Source organism: Streptomyces sp. NPDC019443, from assembly GCF_044389785.1.
Lineage (GTDB): Bacteria > Actinomycetota > Actinomycetes > Streptomycetales > Streptomycetaceae > Streptomyces.
The window spans coordinates 57566-82083 of record NZ_JBIRYJ010000022.1; the positions used below are offsets into that span (position 1 = coordinate 57566).

At 67.1% G+C, this 24518-nt stretch carries 28 protein-coding genes and 3 pseudogenes; 11 read left to right on the top strand and 20 right to left on the bottom strand.

The window, feature by feature from the left end:
• From ACH492_RS36625 to ACH492_RS36635, 3 genes are all read right to left on the bottom strand, one after another.
• Window positions 1-588: DUF6431 domain-containing protein (locus tag ACH492_RS36625; protein WP_398993226.1), on the bottom strand; the 588-nt coding region annotated here is incomplete at its 3' end.
• 164 nt (window positions 589-752) lie between these two features.
• The gene (locus tag ACH492_RS36630; protein ID WP_398993227.1) at window positions 753-1001 is read right to left on the bottom strand and encodes a winged helix-turn-helix transcriptional regulator; all 249 of its coding nucleotides are present in this window, start codon (window positions 999-1001) and stop codon (window positions 753-755) included.
• Complete coding sequence (locus ACH492_RS36635) at window positions 979-1155, bottom strand: hypothetical protein (protein WP_398993229.1); 177 nt, start codon at window positions 1153-1155, stop codon at window positions 979-981. The genes ACH492_RS36630 and ACH492_RS36635 overlap by 23 nt, the downstream gene beginning before the upstream one ends.
• 758 nt (window positions 1156-1913) lie before the next feature.
• Between ACH492_RS36635 and ACH492_RS36640 the strand changes: the two genes are divergently transcribed.
• From ACH492_RS36640 to ACH492_RS36655, 4 genes are all read left to right on the top strand, one after another.
• Window positions 1914-2732, top strand: coding sequence for an ISL3 family transposase (locus ACH492_RS36640; RefSeq protein ID WP_398993231.1), 819 nt, complete (start codon window positions 1914-1916; stop codon window positions 2730-2732).
• 355 nt (window positions 2733-3087) lie between these two features.
• Window positions 3088-4872, top strand: a complete 1785-nt coding sequence (locus ACH492_RS36645) for a reverse transcriptase domain-containing protein (RefSeq protein WP_398993233.1) — start codon at window positions 3088-3090, stop codon at window positions 4870-4872.
• Between the two features lie 162 nt (window positions 4873-5034).
• Window positions 5035-5862 (top strand): transposase, encoded by an 828-nt coding sequence (locus ACH492_RS36650; RefSeq protein ID WP_398993235.1) that lies wholly within the window; start codon window positions 5035-5037, stop codon window positions 5860-5862.
• Between the two features lie 54 nt (window positions 5863-5916).
• The gene (locus ACH492_RS36655; RefSeq protein WP_398993237.1) at window positions 5917-6354 is read left to right on the top strand and encodes a DUF4259 domain-containing protein; all 438 of its coding nucleotides are present in this window, start codon (window positions 5917-5919) and stop codon (window positions 6352-6354) included.
• 194 nt (window positions 6355-6548) lie between these two features.
• Here ACH492_RS36655 and ACH492_RS36660 read toward each other — a convergent pair whose 3' ends face one another.
• The 6 genes from ACH492_RS36660 to ACH492_RS36685 all read right to left on the bottom strand — a co-directional run bounded on the left by ACH492_RS36660 (window position 6549) and on the right by ACH492_RS36685 (window position 11224).
• Window positions 6549-7142 carry a hypothetical protein gene (locus ACH492_RS36660; protein WP_398993239.1) on the bottom strand — a complete coding sequence of 198 codons (594 nt, stop codon included), beginning with the start codon at window positions 7140-7142 and terminating at the stop codon, window positions 6549-6551.
• A gap of 215 nt (window positions 7143-7357) precedes the next feature.
• Window positions 7358-7792, bottom strand: a complete 435-nt coding sequence (locus ACH492_RS36665; RefSeq protein ID WP_398993240.1) for a GNAT family N-acetyltransferase — start codon at window positions 7790-7792, stop codon at window positions 7358-7360.
• Between the two features lie 615 nt (window positions 7793-8407).
• Window positions 8408-8773 (bottom strand): VOC family protein, encoded by a 366-nt coding sequence (locus tag ACH492_RS36670; protein WP_398993242.1) that lies wholly within the window; start codon window positions 8771-8773, stop codon window positions 8408-8410.
• Between the two features lie 115 nt (window positions 8774-8888).
• The gene (locus ACH492_RS36675) at window positions 8889-10160 is read right to left on the bottom strand and encodes a cytochrome P450 (protein ID WP_398993244.1); all 1272 of its coding nucleotides are present in this window, start codon (window positions 10158-10160) and stop codon (window positions 8889-8891) included.
• Window positions 10161-10510: 350 nt separating this feature from the next.
• The gene (locus ACH492_RS36680) at window positions 10511-10678 is read right to left on the bottom strand and encodes a hypothetical protein (protein WP_398993246.1); all 168 of its coding nucleotides are present in this window, start codon (window positions 10676-10678) and stop codon (window positions 10511-10513) included.
• Window positions 10679-10972: 294 nt separating this feature from the next.
• A complete protein-coding gene (locus tag ACH492_RS36685) occupies window positions 10973-11224 on the bottom strand; it encodes a hypothetical protein (RefSeq protein ID WP_398993248.1) in 252 nt (83 codons plus the stop codon).
• A 674-nt stretch (window positions 11225-11898) separates the two neighbouring features.
• Here ACH492_RS36685 and ACH492_RS36690 point away from each other — a divergent pair.
• Window positions 11899-12138: a hypothetical protein gene (locus tag ACH492_RS36690; protein ID WP_398993250.1), complete on the top strand. Its 240-nt coding sequence runs from the start codon at window positions 11899-11901 to the stop codon at window positions 12136-12138.
• Between the two features lie 131 nt (window positions 12139-12269).
• On the opposite strand, the gene ACH492_RS36695 is transcribed toward ACH492_RS36690, so the two are convergent.
• The 3 genes from ACH492_RS36695 to ACH492_RS36705 all read right to left on the bottom strand — a co-directional run bounded on the left by ACH492_RS36695 (window position 12270) and on the right by ACH492_RS36705 (window position 14572).
• Window positions 12270-12782, bottom strand: a complete 513-nt coding sequence (locus ACH492_RS36695; protein ID WP_398993252.1) for a hypothetical protein — start codon at window positions 12780-12782, stop codon at window positions 12270-12272.
• 505 nt (window positions 12783-13287) lie between these two features.
• Complete coding sequence (locus tag ACH492_RS36700; protein WP_398993254.1) at window positions 13288-13665, bottom strand: VOC family protein; 378 nt, start codon at window positions 13663-13665, stop codon at window positions 13288-13290.
• Window positions 13666-13978: 313 nt separating this feature from the next.
• Complete coding sequence (locus tag ACH492_RS36705; protein WP_398993256.1) at window positions 13979-14572, bottom strand: TIGR03086 family metal-binding protein; 594 nt, start codon at window positions 14570-14572, stop codon at window positions 13979-13981.
• Between the two features lie 104 nt (window positions 14573-14676).
• Between ACH492_RS36705 and ACH492_RS36710 the strand changes: the two genes are divergently transcribed.
• Window positions 14677-16119 (top strand): PLP-dependent aminotransferase family protein, encoded by a 1443-nt coding sequence (locus ACH492_RS36710; RefSeq protein ID WP_398993258.1) that lies wholly within the window; start codon window positions 14677-14679, stop codon window positions 16117-16119.
• On the opposite strand, the gene ACH492_RS36715 is transcribed toward ACH492_RS36710, so the two are convergent.
• The 5 genes from ACH492_RS36715 to ACH492_RS36735 all read right to left on the bottom strand — a co-directional run bounded on the left by ACH492_RS36715 (window position 16116) and on the right by ACH492_RS36735 (window position 19237).
• Window positions 16116-16397, bottom strand: a complete 282-nt coding sequence (locus ACH492_RS36715; RefSeq protein WP_398993260.1) for a hypothetical protein — start codon at window positions 16395-16397, stop codon at window positions 16116-16118. The two genes, ACH492_RS36710 and ACH492_RS36715, sit on opposite strands and share 4 nt — an antisense overlap.
• Window positions 16390-16887, bottom strand: coding sequence for a hypothetical protein (locus tag ACH492_RS36720; protein WP_398993262.1), 498 nt, complete (start codon window positions 16885-16887; stop codon window positions 16390-16392). Before ACH492_RS36720 ends, ACH492_RS36715 begins: the two co-directional genes overlap by 8 nt.
• A complete protein-coding gene (gene ltrA / locus ACH492_RS36725; RefSeq protein WP_398993264.1) occupies window positions 16888-18195 on the bottom strand; it encodes a group II intron reverse transcriptase/maturase in 1308 nt (435 codons plus the stop codon).
• A 610-nt stretch (window positions 18196-18805) separates the two neighbouring features.
• Complete coding sequence (locus ACH492_RS36730; RefSeq protein WP_398993266.1) at window positions 18806-18994, bottom strand: hypothetical protein; 189 nt, start codon at window positions 18992-18994, stop codon at window positions 18806-18808.
• A 54-nt stretch (window positions 18995-19048) separates the two neighbouring features.
• A complete protein-coding gene (locus ACH492_RS36735) occupies window positions 19049-19237 on the bottom strand; it encodes a hypothetical protein (RefSeq protein WP_398993268.1) in 189 nt (62 codons plus the stop codon).
• 213 nt (window positions 19238-19450) lie between these two features.
• Here ACH492_RS36735 and ACH492_RS36740 point away from each other — a divergent pair, with 213 nt between their 5' ends.
• Both ACH492_RS36740 and ACH492_RS36745 read left to right on the top strand, forming a co-directional pair.
• Window positions 19451-19600, top strand: a complete 150-nt coding sequence (locus tag ACH492_RS36740) for a hypothetical protein (RefSeq protein ID WP_398993270.1) — start codon at window positions 19451-19453, stop codon at window positions 19598-19600.
• A 530-nt stretch (window positions 19601-20130) separates the two neighbouring features.
• Window positions 20131-21042 (top strand): hypothetical protein, encoded by a 912-nt coding sequence (locus ACH492_RS36745; protein ID WP_398993272.1) that lies wholly within the window; start codon window positions 20131-20133, stop codon window positions 21040-21042.
• Window positions 21043-21725: 683 nt separating this feature from the next.
• On the opposite strand, the pseudogene ACH492_RS36750 reads toward ACH492_RS36745, so the two are convergent.
• Window positions 21726-22215 (bottom strand): annotated as a pseudogene (locus ACH492_RS36750) (5-methyltetrahydropteroyltriglutamate--homocysteine S-methyltransferase); the annotation flags it as partial.
• Window positions 22216-22314: 99 nt separating this feature from the next.
• Window positions 22315-22410: pseudogene (locus ACH492_RS36755) on the bottom strand (3-hydroxybutyryl-CoA dehydrogenase); the annotation flags it as partial.
• Between the two features lie 36 nt (window positions 22411-22446).
• Here ACH492_RS36755 and ACH492_RS36760 point away from each other — a divergent pair.
• The 3 genes and pseudogenes from ACH492_RS36760 to ACH492_RS36770 all read left to right on the top strand — a co-directional run bounded on the left by ACH492_RS36760 (window position 22447) and on the right by ACH492_RS36770 (window position 23894).
• Window positions 22447-22587: a short-chain fatty acyl-CoA regulator family protein gene (locus tag ACH492_RS36760; RefSeq protein WP_398993274.1), complete on the top strand. Its 141-nt coding sequence runs from the start codon at window positions 22447-22449 to the stop codon at window positions 22585-22587.
• 263 nt (window positions 22588-22850) lie between these two features.
• A pseudogene (locus ACH492_RS36765) lies at window positions 22851-23227 on the top strand (hypothetical protein); the annotation flags it as partial.
• Window positions 23211-23894, top strand: coding sequence for an IS5 family transposase (locus ACH492_RS36770; RefSeq protein ID WP_398993281.1), 684 nt, complete (start codon window positions 23211-23213; stop codon window positions 23892-23894). The pseudogene ACH492_RS36765 and the gene ACH492_RS36770, both read left to right, overlap by 17 nt.
• A 21-nt stretch (window positions 23895-23915) precedes the next feature.
• Here the strand turns inward: ACH492_RS36770 and ACH492_RS36775 are convergent, their stop codons facing one another.
• Window positions 23916-24371, bottom strand: a complete 456-nt coding sequence (locus ACH492_RS36775) for a VOC family protein (protein WP_398993276.1) — start codon at window positions 24369-24371, stop codon at window positions 23916-23918.
• Window positions 24372-24518 lie beyond the last annotated feature (147 nt).

The window sequence follows — 24518 nt, forward strand, 5'->3', positions numbered from 1 at the left end:
TGACCAACTCGGGGACGGCGTGCGGGCCCCCCCCCGGCCGACTATCGCCCGGCCGGCCACGCCCCACCCCGCCCCCGTGTCCACCGGCGGCCACTGCGCCGCGGCCCCCCGTTGGGCGCCCGCGACCACCGAGACGGCATCCCACGGCAGCGTCTGCGTCGGCTCAGGCATCACCGGATCGTCCGCGAGCACGACCAGGGCGACCGTGAAGTACCGTCGCACGTCCTCCGACCTGCGGCGGAAGCGGCGGATCCAGCCGCGGACCGTGCCGTCCGCCAGCCCCAGATGAGCGGCGACCTGGCGGCGCCCCATGCCCAGGGCCGCTATCTCCAGCCCGGCCCCGATGACCTCGGCCGCATCCGACCGCCGCGGCCACAGCATCTCCGGCAGCAGCACGTGCGTGACCTGGCAGCCCGAACACCGCGACCGGCGAGGACGTACGAAGAAGCGAGCCCCGAGATCACCACGTACTTCCCGCGGCCGGCCGTGCCCCCACGGCGCGAGAGGCGCCCCGCACGGCGGACAGGCCAACTCACCCGCCCGCAGCTGGCGTTCCACGCAGACGACATCGGTGTCGACGATGAGCACTCCACACCTCCACCTCGTGCACACCGCGTCGTCGTGCACGAAGCAAGATCAGGCTGCCCACCAAGATCAGCACTCTTGTCCACCGCGAATGTCGCCAACCCCCGCCTACGTGCTCATGCAGAGAGTCGTCCAACACCGCCCGTGCCGTCCTGTCCTGCTCTGATCTACGCAGCTGGGCTTCGTGATTCGTGTGCGGTCTCGATTGCGACTCCTGTGCGGTACAGCTCGACGAGCAGTGGCCGCAAGGCCGCTCCGGCAGCAGTGAGGTGGTAAACGGTGCGGACCGGGAATCCGCCCAATCGCTCGCGAACCACCAGAGCTCGTTCCACGAGTACGCGCAGACGTTCGGCGAGCACCTTGGCACTGATCTCCGGCAGCCGGTCGCGCAGGCTACTGAAGGATTGTGGGCTCATGCATCAGCTCACGCAGGACAAGTGTGGTCCAGCGGCCCGCGACGGCGGCGAGAGCGACCTCGACGGGGCAGTCGGGTTCGGGCTGCCTGGTGCGCCCGCGCTCGTCCGGAACCAGCTCGCCGTCCCAGTCAGGGCGCCGACTGGCCGAGTCCACAGGAGGCATCGGGACGTGGGTTTCCGTTTGGTGACCCACGTTGCGGCCAGGTTGGCTGCCGTCATGAGCATCGAATCGAATCTCGGAAGTCACCATGTCCCTCCTCTTTCTCTGACCACCGACCCAAAGCAACACCCAGCGGTATTCGCCGAGGCATTCAACAGCGGCAGCGCGGATGCGAAGGGGCGGGTGTATGAACACGACGCTGTCTTCGTCCCCTACCCTGGTCGACACGTTGCAGGGGACGACTTGGCTGAGGCTACGCCGAATTCCTACGCCTGGGTCTGCCGATAACCGTTCATCCTCGGCACACCTATGTTGCTGAGGACATCGCCCTGCTGATCGTCGACTGGGTCATCGACGGTCCAGGGCCTGCTGGCGAGCAGGTGCATGTCGAGGGTACGGCGACGGACGTGGCACGTCGTGGCGCGGACGGTCTGTGGCGCTACGTCATCGATAACCCGTTCGGCACCGCCAACCTCGAGGTTCAACCTGACTCAGAAAGCAGAAACCGCTGACGAGCGCGAGCACCCGTTAGCCCTTTGGCTGTGTCACTTTCTCCGGGCTCTGGTCCACTTCGTGTGGTCGCGTACGCAGCGTGACTGTCGATCTTCTCGTGATGGTGGCTGAGATAGCCCGAAAATCGCCCGGCTGGTGTGCAGTTTGGCCGACAGTGCTGCGCTGTGAACGAAGTACGGCCGCAACTCGAAAAGTTGCTGTTCTCCTCGCTGGAGAACGTGTTGGTGGAGTCGGTCGAGGTGACCGAGACGGTCGTCCGGATCGAGGCCCTGAGCACTGCCCGGCAGGCGACCTGCCCGGGCTGCGAGTGCCCCTCAGAGCGGGTACACGGCTCCTATCTGCGGTTTCCCCATGACCTGCCAGCTGCGGGCAAGTCCGTCGTGGTGGCATTGAGGGTGCGCCGGTTCGTCTGCGCGGAAGCCTCCTGTCCGCGCAAGACTTTCGCCGAGCAGGTGCCGGGGCTCACCCGCCGTTTCGGCCGGCGGACGGAACGGCTGCGATCGACGCTCATCTCGGTCGGCCTCGCGCTAGCGGGCCGGGCCGGGACTCGCATGACGGCCATCTTCGGGACGCCGGTCAGCCGGAACACCCTGCTGAGGCTGATCGCCTCGCTCCCGGATCCGCCCACTGCCACGCCCCGCGTGGTCGGCGTGGACGAATACGCCCAGCGCAAAGGACGGATCTACGGAACTGTGCTCGTCGACGTCGAAACACGTCGTCCGATCGACCTCCTGCCCGACCGGGAGGCGGACACGCTCGCGGCCTGGCTCAGCGAGCGGCCCGGCATCGAGATCGTCTGCCGCGACCGCGCACCCTTCTTCGCCGACGGTGCCACCCGCGGCGCCCCACAGGCCCTTCAAGTCGCCGATCGATGGCAGTGCGCCATGAGGCGCCTTGTCGTATCCCCGACTCAGTCGGGGGGAATTTGGAGGGAGATTCTCGGGTCTGATGGCTTACCCAATCCGGAAACGGTGATGGGGACCAGAGCATGCCAGGAAATCGATGACCGGGCTCAGGTATCAGAGACGGGGTATCGAGGGACCCGCGTGACACGGTGAAAGCTGAATTGCCTGAACCCAAATCTCCAGGAGACTGAAGGTCGAGTCCGCCGGAAAGATACCTGTAACCGGCGCCGCGCTCTGCGACGGCTTTGTGAAATAGTCGATGCAACCTCCGGGGTGCGGAGCGATGCCCAACGAGGGCATTCAAGGGGATGAGTTGGGCACCTACATCACGCTAGGACGTACGACAAGGACGAACATGGGATCGTCTACGGGAGGAGATCTTCCTATGGCGACGGAGGCCCCGTAGTAGTCGCCGGAGTCACGACCGGCCAAGGAGGACGGGAAAGCCGTCCGCATCGGGCGAAGGGGGCCAGGTGATCGGACACTCAAGACTCGGGAGGTATGCGTAATGCAGAGCGCCGAAACGGTGCTGGGTGTCCTCCGTGAACGCGGCAGGCGCGGCCTGCCGTGCAATGAACTGTATCGACAGCTCTTCAATCCGCAGTTGTATCTGCTGGCCTACGGACGTCTGTACTCCAACAAGGGAGCAATGACGCCCGGGGTCAACGGGGAGACCGTGGACGGCATGTCGCTGGGCAAGGTCGAGCACGTCATCGACGCGCTGCGCCACGAACGCTGCCGATGGAGCCCAGTTCGCAGGGTCTACATCCCGAAGGGGCGGGGCAGCACGAAGCTGCGTCCGCTCGGCCTGCCTCCCTGGAGTGACAAACTCGTCGGCGAGGTGATCCGCCTGCTGCTTGAGGCGTATTACGAGCCGACGTTTTCCAACTCCTCACACGGTTTCCGTCCCCGCCGGGGCTGCCACACCGCATTACGTGATGTGACCAATACCTGGACGGGAACAGTCTGGTTTGTCGAAGGTGACATCGCCCAGTGCTTCGACCGCCTTGACCATTCGGTCATGCTCCGGATCCTGGGTGAAAGAATCCAAGACAATCGGTTCCTGCGGCTGATGCGCAACATGCTCAAAGCCGGATACATGGAGGACTGGATCTGGAACGCCACGCACAGCGGAAGCCCGCAAGGCGGAGTTGTTTCACCCATCCTTTCAAATATTTACCTGCACAAGATGGATGAGTACGTCGAGAAAGTTCTCATTCCGGAATACACCCGGGGAAGAGTCAGACAGTCGAACCGCGCCTTTCATCGGGTATGGGCGGCCGTAGGACGCGCACGCAAGCGCGGCAACCACACCGAGGTGCGGGAGCTGCGCAAGCAACTCCGCAGTATGCCCAGCATGGATACTCAGGATCCTGGCTACCGGCGGCTGCGGTGTGTGCGCTATTGCGATGACACCCTGCTCGGGTTCGCCGGACCGAAGGCAGAGGCCGAGGAAATCAAACAGCGACTGGCGCAATTCCTGCGTGACGAACTCAAGTTGGAACTGTCGCCGGAGAAGACCCTCATCACGCACGCCCGCACCCAGGCGGCGAGGTTCCTCGGCTACGACATCACCGTGCACCACAACGACCGCAAGATCACAGGCGGACGGCGCTCCGTCAATGGGGTCATCAGATTGCGCGTCCCTCGTTCGGTGGTATCTGCCAAGCAAGCCCAGTACATGGAGCGCGGCAAACCCGCGCGACGGCCCGAACTGCTGAACCAGGACGACCACATCATCCTCAGCACCTTCGGGTCGGAGTACCGCGGCATCGTCCAGTACTACCTGCTGGCCGGCGACGTCTTCCGACTCGCCCGGCTGCAATGGGTCATGGAGACCTCGATGCTGATGACGCTCGCCAACAAGCACCGCTCGTCGGTGTCGAAGATGGCCCGCAAATACGCGGCCACCATCGAGACACCGCACGGGCTGCGCAAGTGCTTCGAGGTCCGCGTCGAACGCACCGGCAGGAAGCCACTGGTCGGACGGTTCGGCGGGATCCCGCTGCGACGGGACAAAAAGACGGTCATCAATGACCGTCGGCTGGCCCCGGTCAACACCAAGCGCAAGGAACTGGTCACCCGGCTCCTCGCCGGACGGTGCGAGTCCTGCGGGCGGATCGACGCGGTGGAAGTCCACCACGTCGCCAAACTCGCCGACCTCGGACGATCAGGAACCCGGCCGCCGTGGGCAGATCTCATGGCCGCACGACACCGCAAAACCCTTGTGGTCTGCGGAACTTGTCATGCGGACATCCACGGCAAGAAGCCCGTCCCGGCACCCACGGAGTAATCACTGGAAAGCGACGTGCGGTGAAAGTCGCATGCGTCGTTTGGGCTGGGGGCCGTTGGAAAAGGACCTGCTCAGCAGGCACCTCGCCGACGGCCCACCAGTACTCTCTGGCACAACCTGGGCGAAGCCGCTGAAAAGTGCGTCTACCGGCACCGCGGCTGCTTGCGCCCCACACCCGAACAATCGGAGGAACCCCAGGAGGAGCCGGAGTCGGCCGCGTCATCGCCCTGGCCGACAGGCCACCGGTTCGCCGAACGCACCCGCGCCAAGCACGCCACCATCCACGCTCTCCTCGCCGCCGGTCACAGCAAGCGGTCCGTCGCCCGGCAGCTCGGGATGACGCTCAACACGATCCTGCGTTTCTCCCGCGCCACCACCCCGGAGGAGATGTTCACCGGCCAGTGGCAAAACCGTGCGACAAGACTCGACGCCTACAAGGCCTACCTTGATCAGCGCTGGCAGGAAGGCTGCACCAATGCCTGGAAATTATGGGAGGAGATCAAGGAACGGGGCTATCCCCGCGGTTACGCCGGCGTCCGCGACTACGTCAGCAGGAACCTTCGCGGCAAACCCCAACCCATCGGCCCTCGTCCGCCGTCGGCCCGCGCCGTCACCCGCTGGATCCTCACCCACCCCGATGCCCTGCCCGAAGGCGACCGGATTCAGCTCAAGGCCGTCCTGGCCAACTGCCCCGAACTGACCACGCTTGTCGACTACGTGCGTTCTTTCGCCCACATGGTCACCGAGCTGCAAGGCCACCGACTGCCGGAGTGGATCGCATCCGCCCGAACCACCACCGACCTGCCAAGCCTCAGCCGATTCGCCCAGCACCTCGAACGCGACCTCGACGCGGTCATCGCCGGCCTGACCCTGCCATGGAGCTCAGGCGTCGTCGAAGGGCACGTCAACAGGATCAAGATGCTCAAGCGGCAGATGTACGGTCGCGCGGGCTTCAAGCTCCTGCGCAAGCGGGTACTGCTTGCCTCCTGACCTCATTGTCGGTGGCCAGTGCGACGATCTCCCGACGGCCAAGCGAGGAGAGAAATGGGCACCTGGGACATCGGCCCCTTCGATAACGACACCGCCGCCGACTTCGGAGGCGACCTGGACGAGGCAGCCCTGGAAGAACGCGAAGCCCTGATCCGCGGCGCGCTCAAACGCGCCGCTGACCCTGCAAACTTCCTGGATACCTCCGACGGCGAGCGAGCAGTGGCCGCGGCCGCTCTGGTCGTTGCTCAGCACCCTGATGGCGAACTGACATGTTCGAACTACGGTCCGTCAGAGCCGCTGCCAGAGTTGCCCGCAGACCTTCGAACGCTCGCCGTCGACGCTCTGGACCAAGTGGTCTCCGAGCGGTCTGAACTCGCCGAACTTTGGGACGACGCTGCGAACGGCTCGAAGTGGCGCCACGACATCACCCGCCTTCGCGACGTCCTTGACCCTCCGGTCCCTCCACAAGAGGAAGCCCTCTTCGACATCTAAGCGATCACCCACAGTCACGGATCACAGAAATTGGACCAGAGCCTTTCTCCGGCAGTCATTTCGAGGCGACTTGGGGAGTCATTTCTCGAGGGCAGGCAAGATCAATGTCAGTGGCTCTTGATGTCACGTCAGGCCGGACGAGAGCCGAGGGACCGGACGCGGTCTCATCCTCCTCTTCCGGTTCGCCGACGATGTCATGCCAGCGCTCCACATCCGCCGCCGACGCCCAGAGGATGCGAGCGCATCAAGCTCGCCGAGCTCGGCCTTGGCCGCAGGGCGTCTCCTTCCCGCCCAGGATGGACGAGCGCCTGTCCGAAGAGTCCGAGGCGTACGTCGGGGTGCAGGCGAGGCCCGTTGGCAGCACGAACAGGCCGAGCGGTGGCGCCGTGAAGCCACAGCCTGGGGAACCCGGACCCACAGGAGCTGGACCGCTGGATCTGTCGGATCTTGCAGTACGCGCAGACGCGCAGACCGTCCATCAGCCCGGTCAGCGGCTTCTGGGCCCCGCATTGTGCGCACTCGGGTGCCTTCAGATGGACGGCGCCGTGCTCACGCAGGGCTGTGATCAGGCGCGCGATCGACCGGGGGGCCTCGGGACGGCCAGAGGTGAACAAGTCGGGTGTGGTGTTAAGGACTTCGGCGAGTCGACGCCGCTCTGGCCGCCGCTTGATGGTGGCCATCAAGATGGCCGCGACCTTCTCAGCCGCCAGCTGGGGTTCGACGGCGCGTACGGTCTCGGCGACGACCTGCTCGGGTTGGTAGCGAACCGCGGCAGCGACGACACTCACTGGTCCTTGTCGGTCACGATCCGGGTTGGGCGGGGCCGGAAATTGCTTCCCGCATTCGATCGCCTGGCCCGCTCGATAGGCCCTCCCGTTGAGCTACACCCCCCGCCCATCAGCATGCCCAAGAGCCGACCCGCCGTCCGTCCCATGGATCTCTACATGCACTCGACGTTCGCTCATCGAGTGCCGTTGGGCGAACTCGTCAGCGAGCATGCCCATCATGACGAGATCGCGGTGCTGGCCAGCAGGGAACGCGAAGTCGCGGAGGCGGCCCTTCTCGATACGGAACTGAGCCGACGATGGAGTGCCAGCGATGCCGCGTTGTACGCGTAGATCTGTGCTTCGCACTTGTGATAGCGCCGCTCGGCGAACATGAAGCGCAGCAGCACTGCGGCTTTTGCTGCGTGGCCCTTGCGCTGATGATCAGCGCCCGCGATGCCGTACATGAACCGGCCTGCATGTGGGTCGGCCTCGTGAAAGCCGACAGTACCGACCATTTCCCCTGTGTCGACGGCTTCGACTGCCAGCCGGAAGCGGTCACCATCGGCCTTGGCAGCGGCCTGCTCCTTCGCCCAGGTGTGGTACCGCTCGGCGGAACGGGGTGGGTGCAGCACGTCTCGCGACGGTTGATGCTCAGAGTGCTCGTCGACCATCGGATCACGCAAGCCAGAAAGAACTACGCCAGCACCAGCCCCGTCACCCGGGCCTCCGGCAAGAGCCACACCGTCCAGGCCCGCTACGTCCGCAACAACCGACCGCCGACGCTCTGCAGGCGCAGGCGTTCTCCGCCCTGCGCAACTCACCAGGCGCCCGCCGCTACTACGACAAACAACGCTCCCGCGAGGCCGGCTACAACCCAGCCCTCCGACAACTCGGCAACCGCCTCGTCGGCATCCTCCACGGCTGTCTCAAAACCCGTACCCGCTACGACGAAGGCACCGCCTGGTCACCCCACGCCCACCCCCCATGCCGCTTGACCACAAACAACATGGGGTGTCTCAAACGCTACGTCGCACGAGAGATCTACCAGACGATCGTCCCGCCCAGAAGCACGGTGGCACCCGCACGAGCCGCTGCTTGACATCCATAGGGGCATCAAACTCGCGGTCCGCTACGAGGCAACTGTCCTGGTAGCGGCCATCAACGAGTGGCTGTGACCAGCACATTCGACGCCATGCCCTCTCCGAGGGGGCCAGCAGCTGATGAGCCGCTCGCCCAAGCCTGAGCGGTACGGCGTCTGACGGGGGATACCTGTCACGCTGGTGATGTCAGGAAGACGTCAGGCAGAAGGGGTGGCCAGCCGGATCCAGGAGTACCCGCCAGCGTCCGTTGCCGGGCTGATGGTCCGGTTTGGCCGCGCCGAGTTCCAGCGCCAGCTCTTCCATCGCATCGAGGTCGTCAGCGCGGAAATCCAGGTGGAACTGTTGTGGTACGTCCTGACCCGGCCACTGCGGAGCCCGGTATCCGTCAACCCGCTGGAATCCCAGATCACAGCCGGAGCGGTCCGTCAGAGCGACGAACTCGTCCGTACTGAAGAGCTCGCGCATCCCGGTCAGTGCACCGTAGAAGCCCGCCAGGGTCTGCGGGTCGGCACAGTCCAGAGTCACCCCTCGCAGTTCAGCGCCTGGCACCATTCGCTCCTTCGTGTCCGCGGGTCTGACTCCGTAAGCCGCCGCTGCACGCGATCACCAGCCCACAGCCACACCGTACTCGCCACATCCACCACTGAAGTAGCGGTTTACCCCTGCCTCAGAGCAACGGGTGGCTGTGACCGGCGCTTTCGATACACGCCCTAGTGACGCTGTCGTGATCGGGCGAGGGTGGGGTGAAGGAGACGTTCAGGTGGGTGAGGCCGCGGAAGTTGACGCTGCGCTGCCACTGCAGGGGGGTGCCGTCGAGCTGCAGGCCGGGAAGGCGGGTGAGGAGTGCTTTGAGGACGATCGCGCCTTCCAGCCGGGCCAGTGCCGCGCCCAGGCAGAAGTGCGGCCCGTAGCCGAACGCGACGTGTCGCCCGCCGGGCCGCTGGAAGTCCAGCACGTGTGGATCGGGGAAAACAGCCGGATCCCGGTTGGCGGCACCACATACCAGGAGCACCACCTGCCCGGCGGCGATCGTGCGGCCCGCCAGGTCTAGGTCGTGCCGTGCGCGGCGCAGCATGAGCTGTACCGGGCTGTCGTAGCGCAGGAGTTCCTCGACCGCGGCGGGCATCAGGTCGGGCTGGCGGCGCAGCTGGTCAGCCGCGTGCGGGTGGCGGAGTAGGGCCACTGCGGCATTGCCGATGAAGTGCGTGGTGGTCTCGTGGCCCGCGATCAGCAACAGGGCACAGTTGGCGAGGAGTTCGTCGAAGTCCTGATCGGTGTGCGCCTTCGCGGTCAGCAGTGCACGCAGGCTGTGGGGTGCGGGCGGGATGTCGTGGCGGGTGAGGAGGTCACGGAGATAGGCGAGCATGCGTGCCATGCTCTGCGAGGCGGAGCAGTTGTGGTCGGTGTCGAGCCGGGAACTGCCAATGGCCGCAGCAATCGGGTCGGACCAGGAAGCGAGAGCGCCTCGGTCCCCTTCCGGCACATCGAGGAGATCGCAGATGACGGTCAGGGGCAAAGGGCGGGCCAGGTCGGTGACAATCTCCATCCGACCGGTCGGCGCCGCCTGCGCGATAATCTGATCGACAGCCCCGGAGATCCGGTCGCGGAGCATCGCTACCGCTCGGGGCGTGAAGGCCCTGCTGATAAGGGCACGCAGCCGGGAATGGGCCGGGGCATCGCTGTAGACCATCTGTCGGCTCAGGACCCGGGCCAGCGGCCGCAGTTCCTCGGAAACGGCCTCGATGTCGGGATAGCGCACGGAAGAGAGTCGCGGGTCACCGGCAGCCCTGCTGACCACCGCGTGGCTGGTCGCGACCCAGGCGTCGAGACGGCGGTCCCAGAAGAAGTCGTCGGCGGTCCGCATCTCCTCGTAGAAGTCGTAGAGGCGCTCTTGGGTGCGAGGCCGGGCAGCCAGCAGCAGCGATGCGGGAGTGTGCACCGCCCCACGCTAGCGTCGCATGTGAGCAGATCCGTCTGGTTTTGAATTTCTGTCCGATTGATGGATCAACGCCTCGTTGAGCGGGCGGTGAGATCGCGCCGGGCCCCCGATGCTCTGGTCGCGGCTTCGCTCGGCGGTCGCCGTATCCGGGACCGAACCACAAGTGCTCGCGCGGATCGCACGGAGCGGGTGCACCTGGCCGTCGGAGGTGGTGATCCACACCGTGCTGTACAGGAGGACTGAGGACAGCTCCCCCGGCCACAGCCGCGTCCTCGCGCTGCCGACTGGGTAGGAATGGGCCATGGCCGTGCAAGTGGGGAGGTGGCAGGAGGCAGGAACGCCGGTTCTGGCTAGCGCTCGCCGTCGGCGGCGGGGCGGTGACGGCGTTCTCCGCAGGGTGGGTGGTGGTGCAACTGCGCCGGGGCCAGAGTCTCGGAGGCCTCCCGGCGCACCAGGCGCCAGGCCACCTCGACCTCGTTGCCCTCCTCGTAGGCGAGCAGCAGCTCGTCCACCACCACGAACGGCCGCCGCGCGGCCAGCTCCCGGGGCCCAAGCCCCGCCAGTCAGCCCTCCGCCGCCAGAGCGGCCCGGCCGGATCGGCGGTCTCCGCCCCGACCGCCGCCTCCCACCGCGGGCTCCATGCCCCGGACGGACCGACCGGCGGCGTGCCCTGCCCCTCCTGCGCCAGCACCTCCCAGTCGACCGCCCGACGTGGGGGCGTCGGTGGGGAGGCGGCGTACGGCGTGCGGAGCGAACCGCTGCTGCCTCACAGGACGATGTTGACACCACCGGGGAAGCGATGGATGTCGTGATCACGCATTTCCGACCTCCTTGTAGGAGGGGTTAATACCGATGCCCAAGCATCCGCTGAATGCGGCGATCAGGGTGTTTACCGGACCGAAGGGGCCAGGCCATGTGCGTCCGTCGTCGGCTTGGGCATACCAGTAGAAGTGCTGCCGGTAGCCGGCCTGCAGGTACTTCGCCTCGTTGGGTACCAGGCTGTGCCAGCCCATGGTTTGAAAGTCCTTGCCTTCGCCACCACACGCTTCGGGGTCGTAGATCATGCCAGCTACCCAGACTTTGGCGGAGTACTGGTTCCGGAAGATTGGCATGTCAGCTCCCCTCCTGCCCTGAGGCTTCGATGCTCTGCCGCCATCGCTCGGCGAGTGACGTTTGTGGAATTCTGCCGCGCGGCGCAATGGCGCCTGAGGCTCCGCGGTGTCGGCAGCGGAAGGCGGGGGCGCCTGGGCGGCGCCACTTTTTGGGCAGTCTCCGCCGACGCCTCACGAAGCAGGACAGTAACTGGCCCGAAGTTCTCCAAGACGGGCGGGACATCGAGCGGCGTGTGGTCCTTTGACATGTCGATCACCTTCATTGACTGAGGGGTGCAGACCCTGTCTGAGCGGATCAGGCGGTCCGGGTGCGGTTCCCTTCGTGGGCCTTTGTGTTGATCCCCTTCGGATAGTCCACTCTTGTGGTGCAATGGCACCGATCCCTGCCCGCATAAGGTGGCCGAAGTCGGTCTCCCGCTGCCCTGCTCAAGGCCACTCTGATCAACGAACCAGGAGGCTCACGGCCGAGGACTCGGTCGCGGAGCACCCCCACTACCACCCGGGCTTCGGCGCGATCCACAATGCCGTCGAGCATCCGAATCCAGGCAGCCCGGACCTCGCGCTGAATTCGTGGGCACCTGGGAGACACTGGCGCGGACGCCTCCGAGGCCGAGCCCCTGACGGTTGTGGAGCGGCGGCTGCACGAGGCGGTCATCTCCGAGGGGCGGGCGAAGGCTCGGCGCTGGGAGCAGCTGGAGGCTGAGCGTGCTACGCGCTGTGCCGCCGCGAAGGCCCACGCCGGAGCCGAGGCCAGGGCCGTGGAGCCGGTCGCCGCGCCGGAGTTGCTGCCGGTGGTCGTGCTGCCCGCGCCGTGCCCCGTGGTCCTCGACCTGGAGCCCGAGGCCGCGCCAGCGCGGCGGCGCTGAGCCGGCGAACGGCCCCCGGATGTCCACTCGCGGCGCGTTGTCCACGCCACCAGTATCAGCCCGCCAGGACCAAGGAGTCGCGCAGGTCCAGCCAGCTCGGCAACAGGCCAGGGAGTCGTTCTTAGGTGCCCTTACCGTCGGCGGTCTCGTGACAGCATGCCCGGCTCGTATAGGCAAGCAACCTCGAACACGTACGGCGGCGCTGAGCGCGGCTTCTTCCTCGTGGAAGCCGTCGTTCGGGGGCCGGGAGCAGAAGAGAGGTGCAGGTTGCCGATCCACACGGTGCCGGAGTGACGCTCCTGTACCGTCTCGCCTTGCTCGTGAAGCGCCTCGATGATCTCGGCTGCCGGCCACCCGAAGACGTCGACGCCCTGGAACGCAACCGGGCATGCCACTCGCTCGTCGACCGGCCGCCGCGACAGCGAAATGATCGAAAGGCCGCCTCCGTCGGAGGCCGACAGGGTGATCGAACGTCCGGGCAAGTCGAAACCAACCGCCCAATCGGTCCCGCAGACGAAAGCATCCGACAGCGCTGCATGCGGCGCCAGGACGCGACGGACGTACTGCTCGGACATGCCGAAGACCAGGTCGGGCAGTGGGCCAGGCAGCTGTACGCCCATCGCAGGGAGCAGGTCGATGGTCATGCCGCCATAGTGGCAGCCACGGTCACCTGGGCACCGCCGCCTCAGCTGCCCAGCTCACAGGTGACGCATCATTGCATCGCACGCAGCCGATCAGTCGCCATCAGACGTGACCTGGTGCTACGGCAAGATGCTCTCGCTGTCCGACCTCCGTCGTTGGGCGGCGAGCGGGGGACGTAGTGCCGCATAAGGTCACGTTCGCCTGGTCTCATCATCTGGCGCTGGAGGCGGCACAGGCACCTGGTTCATGATCTCGTCAGCGGTCAGCACCAGGGCGAAGCCTTTGGCGTAGGACGGCGAGTTCCGGTTCCTGCCGGAACTCTTCGGCGGTGGCCGCGACGTCTCTGAACCGGGCGCCTCGGCCGAACGCCGTTGGCACCGAGCGCATCGAGTCGTACGCGAGCGACCGTTGCGCGACGGTGGGGCCAACCCGCCCGCATGGGGCGCGTCGTGGGATTGGTGAACGTGGGACCGGCCAGGGCCTCCCACGGCAGGTCGATCGTACTGATCACTCGGGTGGCGTGGCCTCGCCCTGCCAGAAGTTCCACTGGTATCCCCAGGGATCGGTGATGGTAAAGGTCCGGGGCCCATAGGGCTGGTCCGTCGGGGGCTCCACCTCGGTGTCGGCTGCGGCACGGACCTGCTCAAAGTGTGCGTCGACGTCGTCCACGTGCACGATGAGGATGGCGTTCTTCCCGTCGTCGCTCGTGCCGCCACCGCTGACTCCGATCTTCGTCGGTCCGGCATAGATGTCGGCTTCGAATGTCCGCCCAGAGTCGTCGCGCCAGCGGACCGCGCCGGTGAAGCCCAAGACCCGCTCCATCCAGTCCAGCGAGGCGTCCGCGTCGTCGTACCGCAGGTAGGGGGAGACGCCTTTGATCGCCATCTGTTGCTCCTTCGGGTATGGGAATCGGCTGCACGCTATGACTAGCGGCCTTGCAGGCCTGAACATATGCGTGCGTGTCGAGGCGTTGCTTGTACGAAATACCAAGCGGGGTGGGTAGGGAAGGCCGTTGCGCCAGTGGTGAGCGCAGGGACCGATGGCGCTTCGGGCAACTCGCGTAGCGGCCGCAGGGGACGTGCCGACGGTGGTGGGGGTCGCATTCGACGGTCCAGCCGCCCTCAGAGCTACGACCAGCTCTGCCGTGCCCCACGGCCGAATGACCCAATCTTGTCATGGAGGCATCAGACACGGCTGCTCAGCATGGCCCCGGCGTCCAGGACGGATCGCGGCCGAGCAGTGCGAGCAGCCGGTGGTCCGGCGACGCGTCGTTGGGGACGGCGATCCGCCGGCGGAACGCGGCACCGGCGCCACGGCCCTCGTCCGGGACCTGGGCGGCGACGCGCAGCGCGGAGGTGGTGAGTTCGGCGGCGGGCTCCCAGGGGGCGCCGATCGCCACCGCGACGTCCCAGGCGTGCACCACGTAGTCGAGCAGATGGAAGCCGATCGCGATCCGCCCGGGGACACCGAAGCCCTCGCCCACCTCCGGCAGCGGGAACCGCCGCTCCAGCACGTCGTCTTTCGCGAACGCGGCGGCCACCTCGTCCGCCGACGCCTCGTACGCTCCGACCGGATCGTCGCCGAGGTCACCGTCGCGCCATACCGCCCACGACTCGCCCACGCCGCGGGCGGACGCAGCGAACCCCTCGTTCTGACTGACCAGATGGCGGAGCAGGCCGTACACGGTCCAGTCCGCGCACGGCGTCGCCAGCCTCAAGTGATCGGCCTTCACCCGGGAGACCACTTCCCCAGTGAGCAGCAGCACTTGGCGGTCCAGTCGTCGTATGTCCATGGCCGGAGCGTAAGATCACTCAGAGGCTCAGCTCCAGAGCCAATAACCTGCCAAATGATTGAGCCAATAGGCAAGCCGCAAGCCAAGAGCAGCCGAGAGCCACGATGGATGTTCACGTCACGCTCGACGGGCACCGCGACCTGTCCGGCCAGATCTACCGCCAGCTGCGCACCGCGATCCACGACGGGCTGCTGCGCCCCGGCGATCCGCTGCCCCCGACCCGGCAGCTGGCCCACCGCCTCGCGGTGGCCCGCAACACCGTCGGCGTCGCCTACGAACGGTTGGTCGCCGAAGGCTACGCGGACAGTCGGGTCGGCTCCGGGACCTACGTGCAGGCGACAGGTCTGCCCTTCCGCGACGCCGCGACAACCACCGGTACCACCGACTCCGGACTGCGCCCGCGCGCCGTATGGGCGGGCCTGTCCCCGTGGGCGGGCCCGGAGACCTCCGGACCGACCACGGCGGCCCACGACTTCCGGGTGGGCTTGCCGGATGCCCGGCTCTTCCCGTACGACGCTTGGCGTTCCCTGGTCGCCCGGGAACTGCGCCTCTCGGCGGCCGGGGCGGCCGGATACGGCGATCCGGCCGGTCACGCCGGGCTGCGGGCCGCGCTGGCCCGGCATATCGGAGTCTCCCGCGCCGTCCGGACCGGCCCGGACGATGTGCTGGTGACCACCGGCACGCAGCAGGCCCTGGACCTCATCGGGCGGGTGCTGCTCGAACCGGGCGACCGGGTGGCCGTTGAAGACCCCGGCTACCCGCCGGCCCGGCTGCTGTTCCGGTCACAGGGCGCTGAGGTCACAGGCATACCGGTGGACGCCGAGGGCCTGGTGGTGGACGCCATCCCGCCGGACACCCGCGCCGTGTACGTCACTCCCGCCCACCAGTTCCCGCTCGGCATGCCGATGTCCCTGCGGCGCAGAACGGCGCTGCTGCGGTGGGCGCGGCGGCACGGTGCGGCGGTGATCGAGGACGACTACGACAGCGAATTCCGGTTCGGCGGGCGGCCGGTCGAGACGCTGCAGAGCCTCGACCAGGCTGGACACGTCATCTACGTGGGGTCGTTCTCCAAGGTGATGTCGCCCTCTCTGCGCGTCGGTTTCCTGGTGGCGCCCGCCCCGCTGCGCACGGCGCTCCGCGCCGCCAAGTACACCGCCGACTGGCATACGTCGGTCCCGACGCAGGCGGCGCTCGCCCGCTTCGTCGACGACGGGCTGCTCGCCCGGCACATCCGCCGGATGCGGCACAGGTACGCGGCCCGGCACGAGATCCTCACCCGGGCGCTCAACAGCCAATTCGCGGACCTGGCCGAGCCGGTGCCGTCCTCCGCGGGCCTGCACGTGACCGCATTCACCCGAGGCGACCTCGCCGACCCCGCCACCCTCGCGGACCGAGCCGGCCGGGCCAGGGCGTCGGGCGTGGCGGTCTACACCCTGGCGGAGGTCGCCAGAAATTGCTCCGCACGCCCGGGCTTCGTCTTCGGCTACGGGTCGATCAACGCCCCGGACATCGAGCCGGGCCTGCACCGCCTGCTGCCGCCCGCCTAGTGTCCTGGTCCGGAGATCCTGTCGCAGTAGCGGCAGATGCGGTTGATGATGTGGTCGGCTGTCTTGGTCCATGTGAATGGCCGGGCGGTGTCGTTCCAGGTCTTGATCCAGTCCTCGAGCGCGGTCTTGAGTTCGTCGAGTGAGCAGAAGAAGCCGCGTTCCAGACAGCGCCGTTCCAGCTCGGCGAACCAGCGTTCGTCGGGTAGGACCGCTGCATTGCTGCAGCGGTCCCCCCTCAGAACCGGCCGTGCCCGTTTCCGGGCAACCGGCTCAAGCAAGCCTCATGGGCTCGCGGGCGGACAGAAGTGCTGGCCGCTGGCCGGTGTCGGTGGTCAGCCGACGGTGGCAGTGGGTGTGGGTCAGGCGTGAGGCGGCAGATTTGTCCGGCTTGCCGTTGCCCGCGTCGGCGATGATCGCGTGTTTGCGGATCGCGGTGCGGGTGACCTTGAGCCACTGCTCCCACTGGTCGGGGCTTTGCGGCTCGTGGTCGGCGTGCAGCAGCAGCCCCCGGCAGAGTGTGCATCGGCCGTCCTGCTTCTGCAGCAGATGCAAGGTGCCTTTGCCCAGTGGGGGTTTGCCGCGGCGACGCCGCCTGGCCCAGAAGTCGGCCAGGGCGGGATCGTCGGTTGACGCCCTCCCCGGTACCATCCGGTGCCGGACGATCGGCGTCCAGGCGAACTTGTAGAGGTAGAAACCGCTGACGCGGTCCCCGAACACCCACGTGTCCTGCCTGAACGGGTTGAACATGCCGAAGTACCGGGCAGTCACTCAGCGCTTCGACTTGTTCGGGTGGGAGAACTTGGCCCACTTGTAGACCAGTCTCCACACGTAGGCATCCAGCGAGTTGAACGCCCGCTTGGACACCCCGATCCGGTAGTAGGCAGCCCAGCCCTTGATGATCGGGTTGAGCTTGGCGATCACCGCGTCGGCGTTGGCCCCTCGCAGGGCCAACATCTCGGTGGCGAGCCGTTCCCGGATCCGCCGCAGGGCCGCGGTACTCGGCTTGGTCAGCAACTTGCCGCGATAGCGTCGGATGTTGAACCCCAAGAAGTCGCAGCCCTCATCGAGGTGGACCACGCGGGTCTTTTCCTCGTTGAAGGCCAGTCCCCGGGGCCCGAGCCACGCGGCCAGCCGCGCCTTGACCTGCTCGGCCTGTTCCCGAGAATGACACAGGGCGAGAAGGTCATCGGCGTAGACAACCAGAACCGGAGAATCACGCGCCAGAATCGCGGCATCACTGCCGAGAGTCTGGTAGCGGACTTCCGCGGCCTTTCCCATGCCGTGCAAGGCTATGTTCAACAACGCGGGACTGATCACCCCGCCCTGGGGAGTTCCCTCCTCCGTGGGGGTGAACCAAACTTTCTCGACCACACCCGCCTTCAGCCATCCGGTGATCATTCCCCTCCCGGGAAACGAACCCAATGACGCGAGCAGGTGATCGTGGTCGATTCGGTCGAATTCCGCTTTCAAGTCGGCGTCGAGCACCCACAGGCGTTTGGCGTTCTTGCCGCTCGCCGTCGTGTGGATGGCGACGATCGCGTCATGGCAGCCACGACCGGGGCGAAAACCGTAGACCTTCGGTCCCAGCTGTGCCTCCCACTCGGGCTCCAATGCATTCAGCGTCAGAGCCTGAAGGCACCTGTCGGCGATCACAGGAATTCCAAGTGGGCGCTGTTTTCCATTCGCCTTGGCTATATACACCCGCTTGACGGGCTTGGGCTTCCACGGGGCCGCGCCATGCTGGACCCAGTCGGCCAACTCGGCCTTTCCCTGGGGCAGCAGAACGACTTTCCCGTCGATGCCCGCCGTCTTGCGGCCAGCGTTGACCTCCGTGACCCGCCGCACACTCGCGAGTGCGTTGGCACGGGAGCGGAGCATCAACTTCTGCAGATTCCTGACCTTGGCCTGGTCTCCTGCCTGCGATGCCGTGAAGATGCGCTGCCGCAGACGCCGTACGTCGTCCTCGACTTCCCGCCAGTCGATCGACGGCCAGTCGGTGATCTCGTCCTCCGGTCCGTTCGCCATGCCGGCGCCGGTCGCAGCGGCTTGCGCTGCCTCGGCCGCGTGTGTCGTCATGGTGTCCAACTTGCCCTTCGGTTCCGGTGTCTTCGGTCATCGTGTCTTCACAGGCTCACCAGACCCACGTCAGCACCCTTTCAGGCCGGGGCATCAGCCCCTATCCGGCCAGTTATGCGGGGACCGCCGACGGAGGTGTCGGCGCATGGTTCCCGGTTTCCTGCTGCCTTTCGGCGACCGGCATTCGCTTGCTGAGTCTTCCTGCGCCCGCTGGAGAGTTGGGCCTTCCTTGCGGTTGGCTTACCAGGCCAGAATTGCATTGCCTGGACTCCATCGGGGTTGTCACGTTCCGCATGAGAGAGATACTGCCGGGGAGGGTGCCCTCTGCACCCCGGGGACGGCGGTGCACTCCCGACCGGTCAAGTTTCTCCGGTCGGCGCCTGCCGCTTTCCAACGGCCAGTCCCTATCTCCCGCTGAAACAACCCATCGGCGAGAGTGATCATGACGAGGCATCGTCAAGGGTTCATTCGCATTCACCCGTCCGGCATTTCCCAGCCTGTAACCCCCGGATGGAACGAGGATCCTTGGGCAATTCCCCAGGCTTCGCACCCCGCGATTACTCGCGACGCACGCTGGGGCGGGAACGAGCCCTGCGCACTGGCACGGGTCCTACACCTTCGACATGTGTCGAACCTCCTTGGTGATTCCCGCTCTTCTCAAGCGGCTTTCGTGTCGCACGACCTGGTTGATCCAGGACGAGTGCGTCGGGGGGTGGAAGTGCAGCTCGAAGCGGGGATGTTCCAGCAACCAGCGATGCACCACCGGTGCCTTGTGGGCGGAGAGGTTGTCGCAGATCACGTGGACCGACAGGCCAGGCCGGGCTGGGTCTGGCGGTCGATCTCGCCCAGGAGGTCACGGAAGTCGACCGCGCGGTGCTGGCCGGACTTTCCCGATCACCTTGCCAGTAGCGGTGTTCAGCGCGGCGAACAGGTCCACGGTGCCGTGCCGGATGTAGTCGAAGCTGCGCCGCTCCGGCGGGCCCGGGACCGGCGGCAGCACCGGCGCGGTCCGCTCAAGGGCTTGGGTGAGTAAGGATTTCACTCCCCGGCTCTCTCAGAACCGTGCGTGAACCTCTCGGCTTACACGGCTCCCATCGTCCAGTCGTACACGGTCATGGCTTGACGAGTTTCCAGTAAATGGGAATCCCCCGACGCGACGGTCACGGCCCTCGAGTACGGCGGTGCGGGCCCCGCGGCCGCCGCCGCGGCGGCCGGCCTCGGGTACGGGATCCTCGGGCGCGAGCGGCGGGAGCTGATGCGCGAGTGGGTGGTGCCGCTGCATCAGGCGCTTGCCGGACCTCTCGGCATCCCGGAGCAGACCGATCCGCGCCGCTACCTCTTTGTGCCCAAGCAGTTCACCGAGACGGCGACGCGCAGATACGCATCGATCTGCCCGCGCACCTGAGAAGCTGTCACATCCTCTTTTCGCAGGCCACGGGTCATGAAGGGCGGTAGTGATCCCGCTTGCCGCACCGTCAACAGCGCTGGCCGAGCTCCCGAACTCCCGCCGCCCCCGACTTCGCGTGCACATGCGAACTTGCGCCGTTCCGGTCCGACCGCTCGGTAGCGCCGTACCGCGCGGTGTGGCGCCACCCGGCAGGACGCCTACCCCCGCGCCCCGCCGGCCTTCCAGGCGGTCATGGCGTGGTCGTCGTCGGGCGGGACCAGCCAGAGGACGCCCATGCTGACGCCCAGTCGCTCGAAGCCGGACCGAGAATTCCAGATGCCGCCAGGGCAGCTCGGCGCGTTCGACGGCTTCTGAAGGCTGCTCAGGATTCCAGTGCGTCGAGTTCGAGATCACCGTCGTCCACGCGCACCCGCGGGGCGACCCCGAGCTGGAATGCGCCGCGGACGGAACCCTGTGCGCCGGGCGCACGTCCGATCCGCGCCGGGTGAGATACGACGACTGGGGGAGATATGCGAACAGTTCGAGGATTGGGTGCGCTCTGCCTGCTTCTGGCTGCGGCCGGAGTGGCCGGATGCGGCGAACAGACCGTGGCCGCCGACGTGGACCCCGGTCCGAGCGTTCGAGTGGCCGCGCCCGACGGCGGCCGCGCCCAGCAGGTCTCCGACGCCTGGAAGGGATCGCAGGCCGCCCGGCAGTGGAGGGAAGGATTCTTCTCCCTGGACTTGTGGATCCAAGAGCCCCAGCACACCTTCCAAAACGGGGAGGACAAGGTGGCGTACGGGAACCGGAACTTCGACCTGGAGGGCTCACTGCCCGGCAAGGCGGGGAAGGGCACGATCCGGTGGGAGGGCGGCGGTTCGCAAACCGCCCCCCTCAACTCGGCGCAGAAGGTGTTCGAGCAGCTGGACGGCGACGGGCCCGGGGGCGCGGACGGGGACGACGACAAGAACCCGCTGATCGTGACCGGGGCGAAGCTGGGTGAAATCACGATGACCACCAGCCGGGGACCCGCTTGCGTCCCGGCGTGGTTCTTCACCTTGAAGGGGTACAACACCCCGCTCAAGCACGTCGCGTTGAGCGATTCGATGCGGGTGAAGTCACCGGTCAAGCCGCTGGAGTCCCAGGCCCAGACCGATGACCTGATGCCACTCCAGGGCCTCAGGTCGGTGGCCAAGGACGGCCGGAGTATCACGGTGTCGGCCGGACACGGCTCCTGCGACGACGGCCCGGCCGTCAAGGCCCTCCAGACCGGGGACAACGTGGTGCTGTCCGCCTCGATCCTGAACAGGGCCGAGGGCGCCTGCCCGAGCATCCTGAACATCAAGGAGGTCAAGGTGAAACTGGACCGCCCGCTTGGCGACCGCATCCTCCTTGACGCGTTCACCGGGGCACCCGTGATCGTCGAAACGCCGGACTCGGCCAAACCGGTCGGCTCTTGATCCTCGCCCGGTCCTCGCCGGTTCGGGCCTGCGCAGGTGTGCGCCGCTCGGGGCGCCGGGCGGCCGCGCAGATCGCCACCCGCCGGACGGCACTGCAACCGTGCCGCCGCCGCTGTGGCACCCGGGATGCTGTGGGAGCGGCGGACCCGGGTGCCCCGCCGCATGCCCAGCCTCGCCGCCAGACCGAGGCGCCGCCGGTCACCCTCGCAGCCGACTGAAGATCAGCGCACTGCCATCGCCGTTCGGAACGGCGACCATCGACGCTGAACCGAACGGCAAGCAGACTCCACACCCCATGCCATAGCCCTGCCACTTGCGGAAAGAGGTTCAGACAGCTTCTCAGCCGCGCATGCGGCACCACACCCGCAGACCTGGGCCCACTGCTCGATCAGCTCGTCACGGCCGGGACGATCAGAGCCTGGGCCTGCGACCCGCACGCCGAAGAGCTCCACTGGACCCCCTCGCGCCCCGCGGTACGCCCTGTCAGGTGAGGCCGACTCGCCGCAATGCTGTCGTGGCCAGTCCCGGATGCCCGGGATATGACTCCCTTGTTGCCGGGATCACCGCCCGCCGCTCCCGGAGCTTCTTAGTTGGTGGATTTGATCGCTAGTTGACGGGTGTCCGCGCCGTAGCCCCCTCACAACCGATGCCGGGGGGCGCCCGCCGCGGCTGCCGCGCCGGGTGCGGGCCGGCACAGCGGGATCACTGGTCAGCGCGGATCCTGCCCGGGAGGCCGGCTCGGCACGGTTCGCGGCGAGCTCCGCAGCAGTGGTGTCGGTGCCTGGGCAAGACCGCGCGCAAGGACCGCGATCTCCTGCGTCTTCTGCCGTGCGAAAGCGAGCCGGCGGGCGATCTGCGGGGCCATGTCGCGTTCGACGGTGGCGTCCAGCGGAACGTGCAGGAACGAGCAGGGCGCGGATACGTCCACGCGTCGGCGAGGCCGAGGAGCGTGCCGAGGGTGGCGAGGGACTGTTCGTAGTCGTTGATCCAGATGTTGGGCCCGTTGACGACACCCTCGACCAAGCGCTTGCCGGGCAGCCCGCGGGCCAGCGAGGTCGGCGCTGCCCGATTCGGTGAAGCGAGGGCGAGGCCCTCGGCCGGAGCCTTGGCCAGGACGGTCAGCGCGTCGCGGAGCCGCCCGAAGTACGAGGCGGCCAGCAACTTCGGCCGATCGACCGAACGCGTGAGGGGCACGGAACAGATCACCAGTCTGGTTCCGCGCCCCTCTCCACAGCAGCCGCAGGGTCCTCGGCACGCGACGACCCGGGCGCCTCAGCCCCGGTCGCAGGTGTGGAACCCGCGACCGCTCTTACGGCCGAGAAGCCCCGCCTCCACCATGCGGTGAAGCAGCGGCGGCGGTACGTACAGGGACCTCGACAACGCTTCCTCCGTCATGCCATCGGCATGGGCTGCCGTCTCTGCGAACGCACCGACTGCCCTCAGCGGGCCGGACCGCCCCTGGACCGCCGGCCGGCGATCGACGAGAACAGCAGCACTTTCGTCCCCCTACCCCGTGGCCGGGGCGCGCGGGCGGGCATCGACTGACGGGGATCGCCACCCTGGGTGCCACCTACCTGAGCAGGCGGGCTGACGCCGGACCGACCGCGGCACATACCCGCGGAACCCGCACGCACGCGTCCGTTTCCCGGCCGGGCGAGATCGGTTCTACCCTCGGCCACAGGTGTCCCCGGAGACCCTCACCACGTTGGGACAGTGCGTGCCGGTCGCGGCGCGTCCACATGTCCGGCCGGGCCGAACGGCTCCTACGCGCCACCTGGCTGACCGGACCGTACCTTCAGGAGAGACGGATGGACTACTACGACCTCGGCACCCACACCCGCCCCGTGACGACGTCCTCCCCGTCCGCCCAGATGTGGTTCGACCGCGGGCTGCTCTGGTCGTACGGCTTCCACCACGAGGAGGCCGTCTCCTGCTTCGAAGCCGCCGCCGCGGCGGATCCGGACTGCGCGATGGCCTACTGGGGCATCGCCTACGCCCTCGGTCCGAACTACAACAAGCCCTGGGAGTTCTTCGACGGCGAGGACCTTGCCCGAACAGTCGAACGCACCCACGCGGCCGTCGACAGGCGTTGCGGTACCGGTATCCGCAGGCGGAAGCGGTCGAGGACTGCTCGGTGTGGAACAAGCCCGTGGGGCCGGATCTACGACCTGCTCCGTCGATGGCAGCGGGACGGCACCTGGCACCGGGTCCTCACGGGGCTGCAGTCCCTGGTTGATGCGGAGGGTGCGATCACGTGGGATTTGAGTGTTGACTCCACGGTGTGCCGCGCTCATCAGCATGCGGCCGGGGCCCGTAAACGGGATGACCTGCAGAAAGAACCACCCGGCGGCGCATTCACCGAGCCCTCTGATCACGGGCTGGGACGTTCGCGCGGCGGGTTCACCACCAAGCTGCACCTGGCCGTTGAGCAGGGACAGAAGCCCATGTCCATCGTGATCAGCGCTGGACAGCGCGGGGACTCGCCGCAGTTCGAACCCGTGCTGGAGAAGGTCCGCGTGCCCCGCATCGGGTCGGGCCGACCACGTGCCCGGCCTGATCGCGTGAGGGCTGACAAGGCGTGCCCCTCCCGCAGAAACCGTGCCTACCTGCGCCGACGCGGCATCCGTTGCACCATCCCGGACAAGGCCGACCAGGCACGTAACCGCAAGAAGCTGGGCTCTCGCGGCGGCCGGCCGCCCAGATTCGACGCCGAGGACTACAAGGCTCGGCATGCGGTCGAGTGCGGCATCAACCGACTTAAAAGGCACAGGGCAGTGGCCACGAGGTACGACAAGCTCTCCGTCCGCTACGAGGCGACTGTGCTGGTCGCAGCCGTGAACGAGTGGCTGTGACCATCACCATCGCAACGGCCCTCAGACGACGTCGAATTCGTTGCCCTCGGGGTCCTGCATGGCGGCGGCGTAAAGCCCCATGTCCGGCTCATCCTTAATCCGCAGCACGGTGGCACCAGCTTTAACCAGCCGTTCCACCGTAGCCTTGACCCGCTGTGTGCGGACGTCCAGTGGGACGTCACGGCCCCCACCGACCTTCAGGTCGAAGTGCCACCGGTTCTTGGCGACCTTCGGCTCCGGAACCTGCTGGAACCACACCCTCGGTCCACGTCCCGCGGGATCGATGATCGACTCCGGAATATCCCCGGCACCGGCCGGCAACTCTGCCTCGGGCACCCCCACCGCCGCCCAGTAATCACGCCACGTGGCGTGCCCGCCCGGCGGAGGCTCAGGCACGTAGCCCAGGGCCTCGGCCCAGAAAGTCACCATTCTCTGCGGATCGGAGCAGTCGATCGTCAGCTGCACTGTCATCTCCATGCTCAGAGCATCCCAGGCAGGTCTGACAGACGATCCACTTTCGCAACAGGCCCTAAAGCGTGTTGCAGAAGGCCGTGATCTGGGCATTTCCCGTGTATGCGTGGGGTGTTGAGGGCTGAACCGCTGTGGGTGGAGACGTTCACCGGG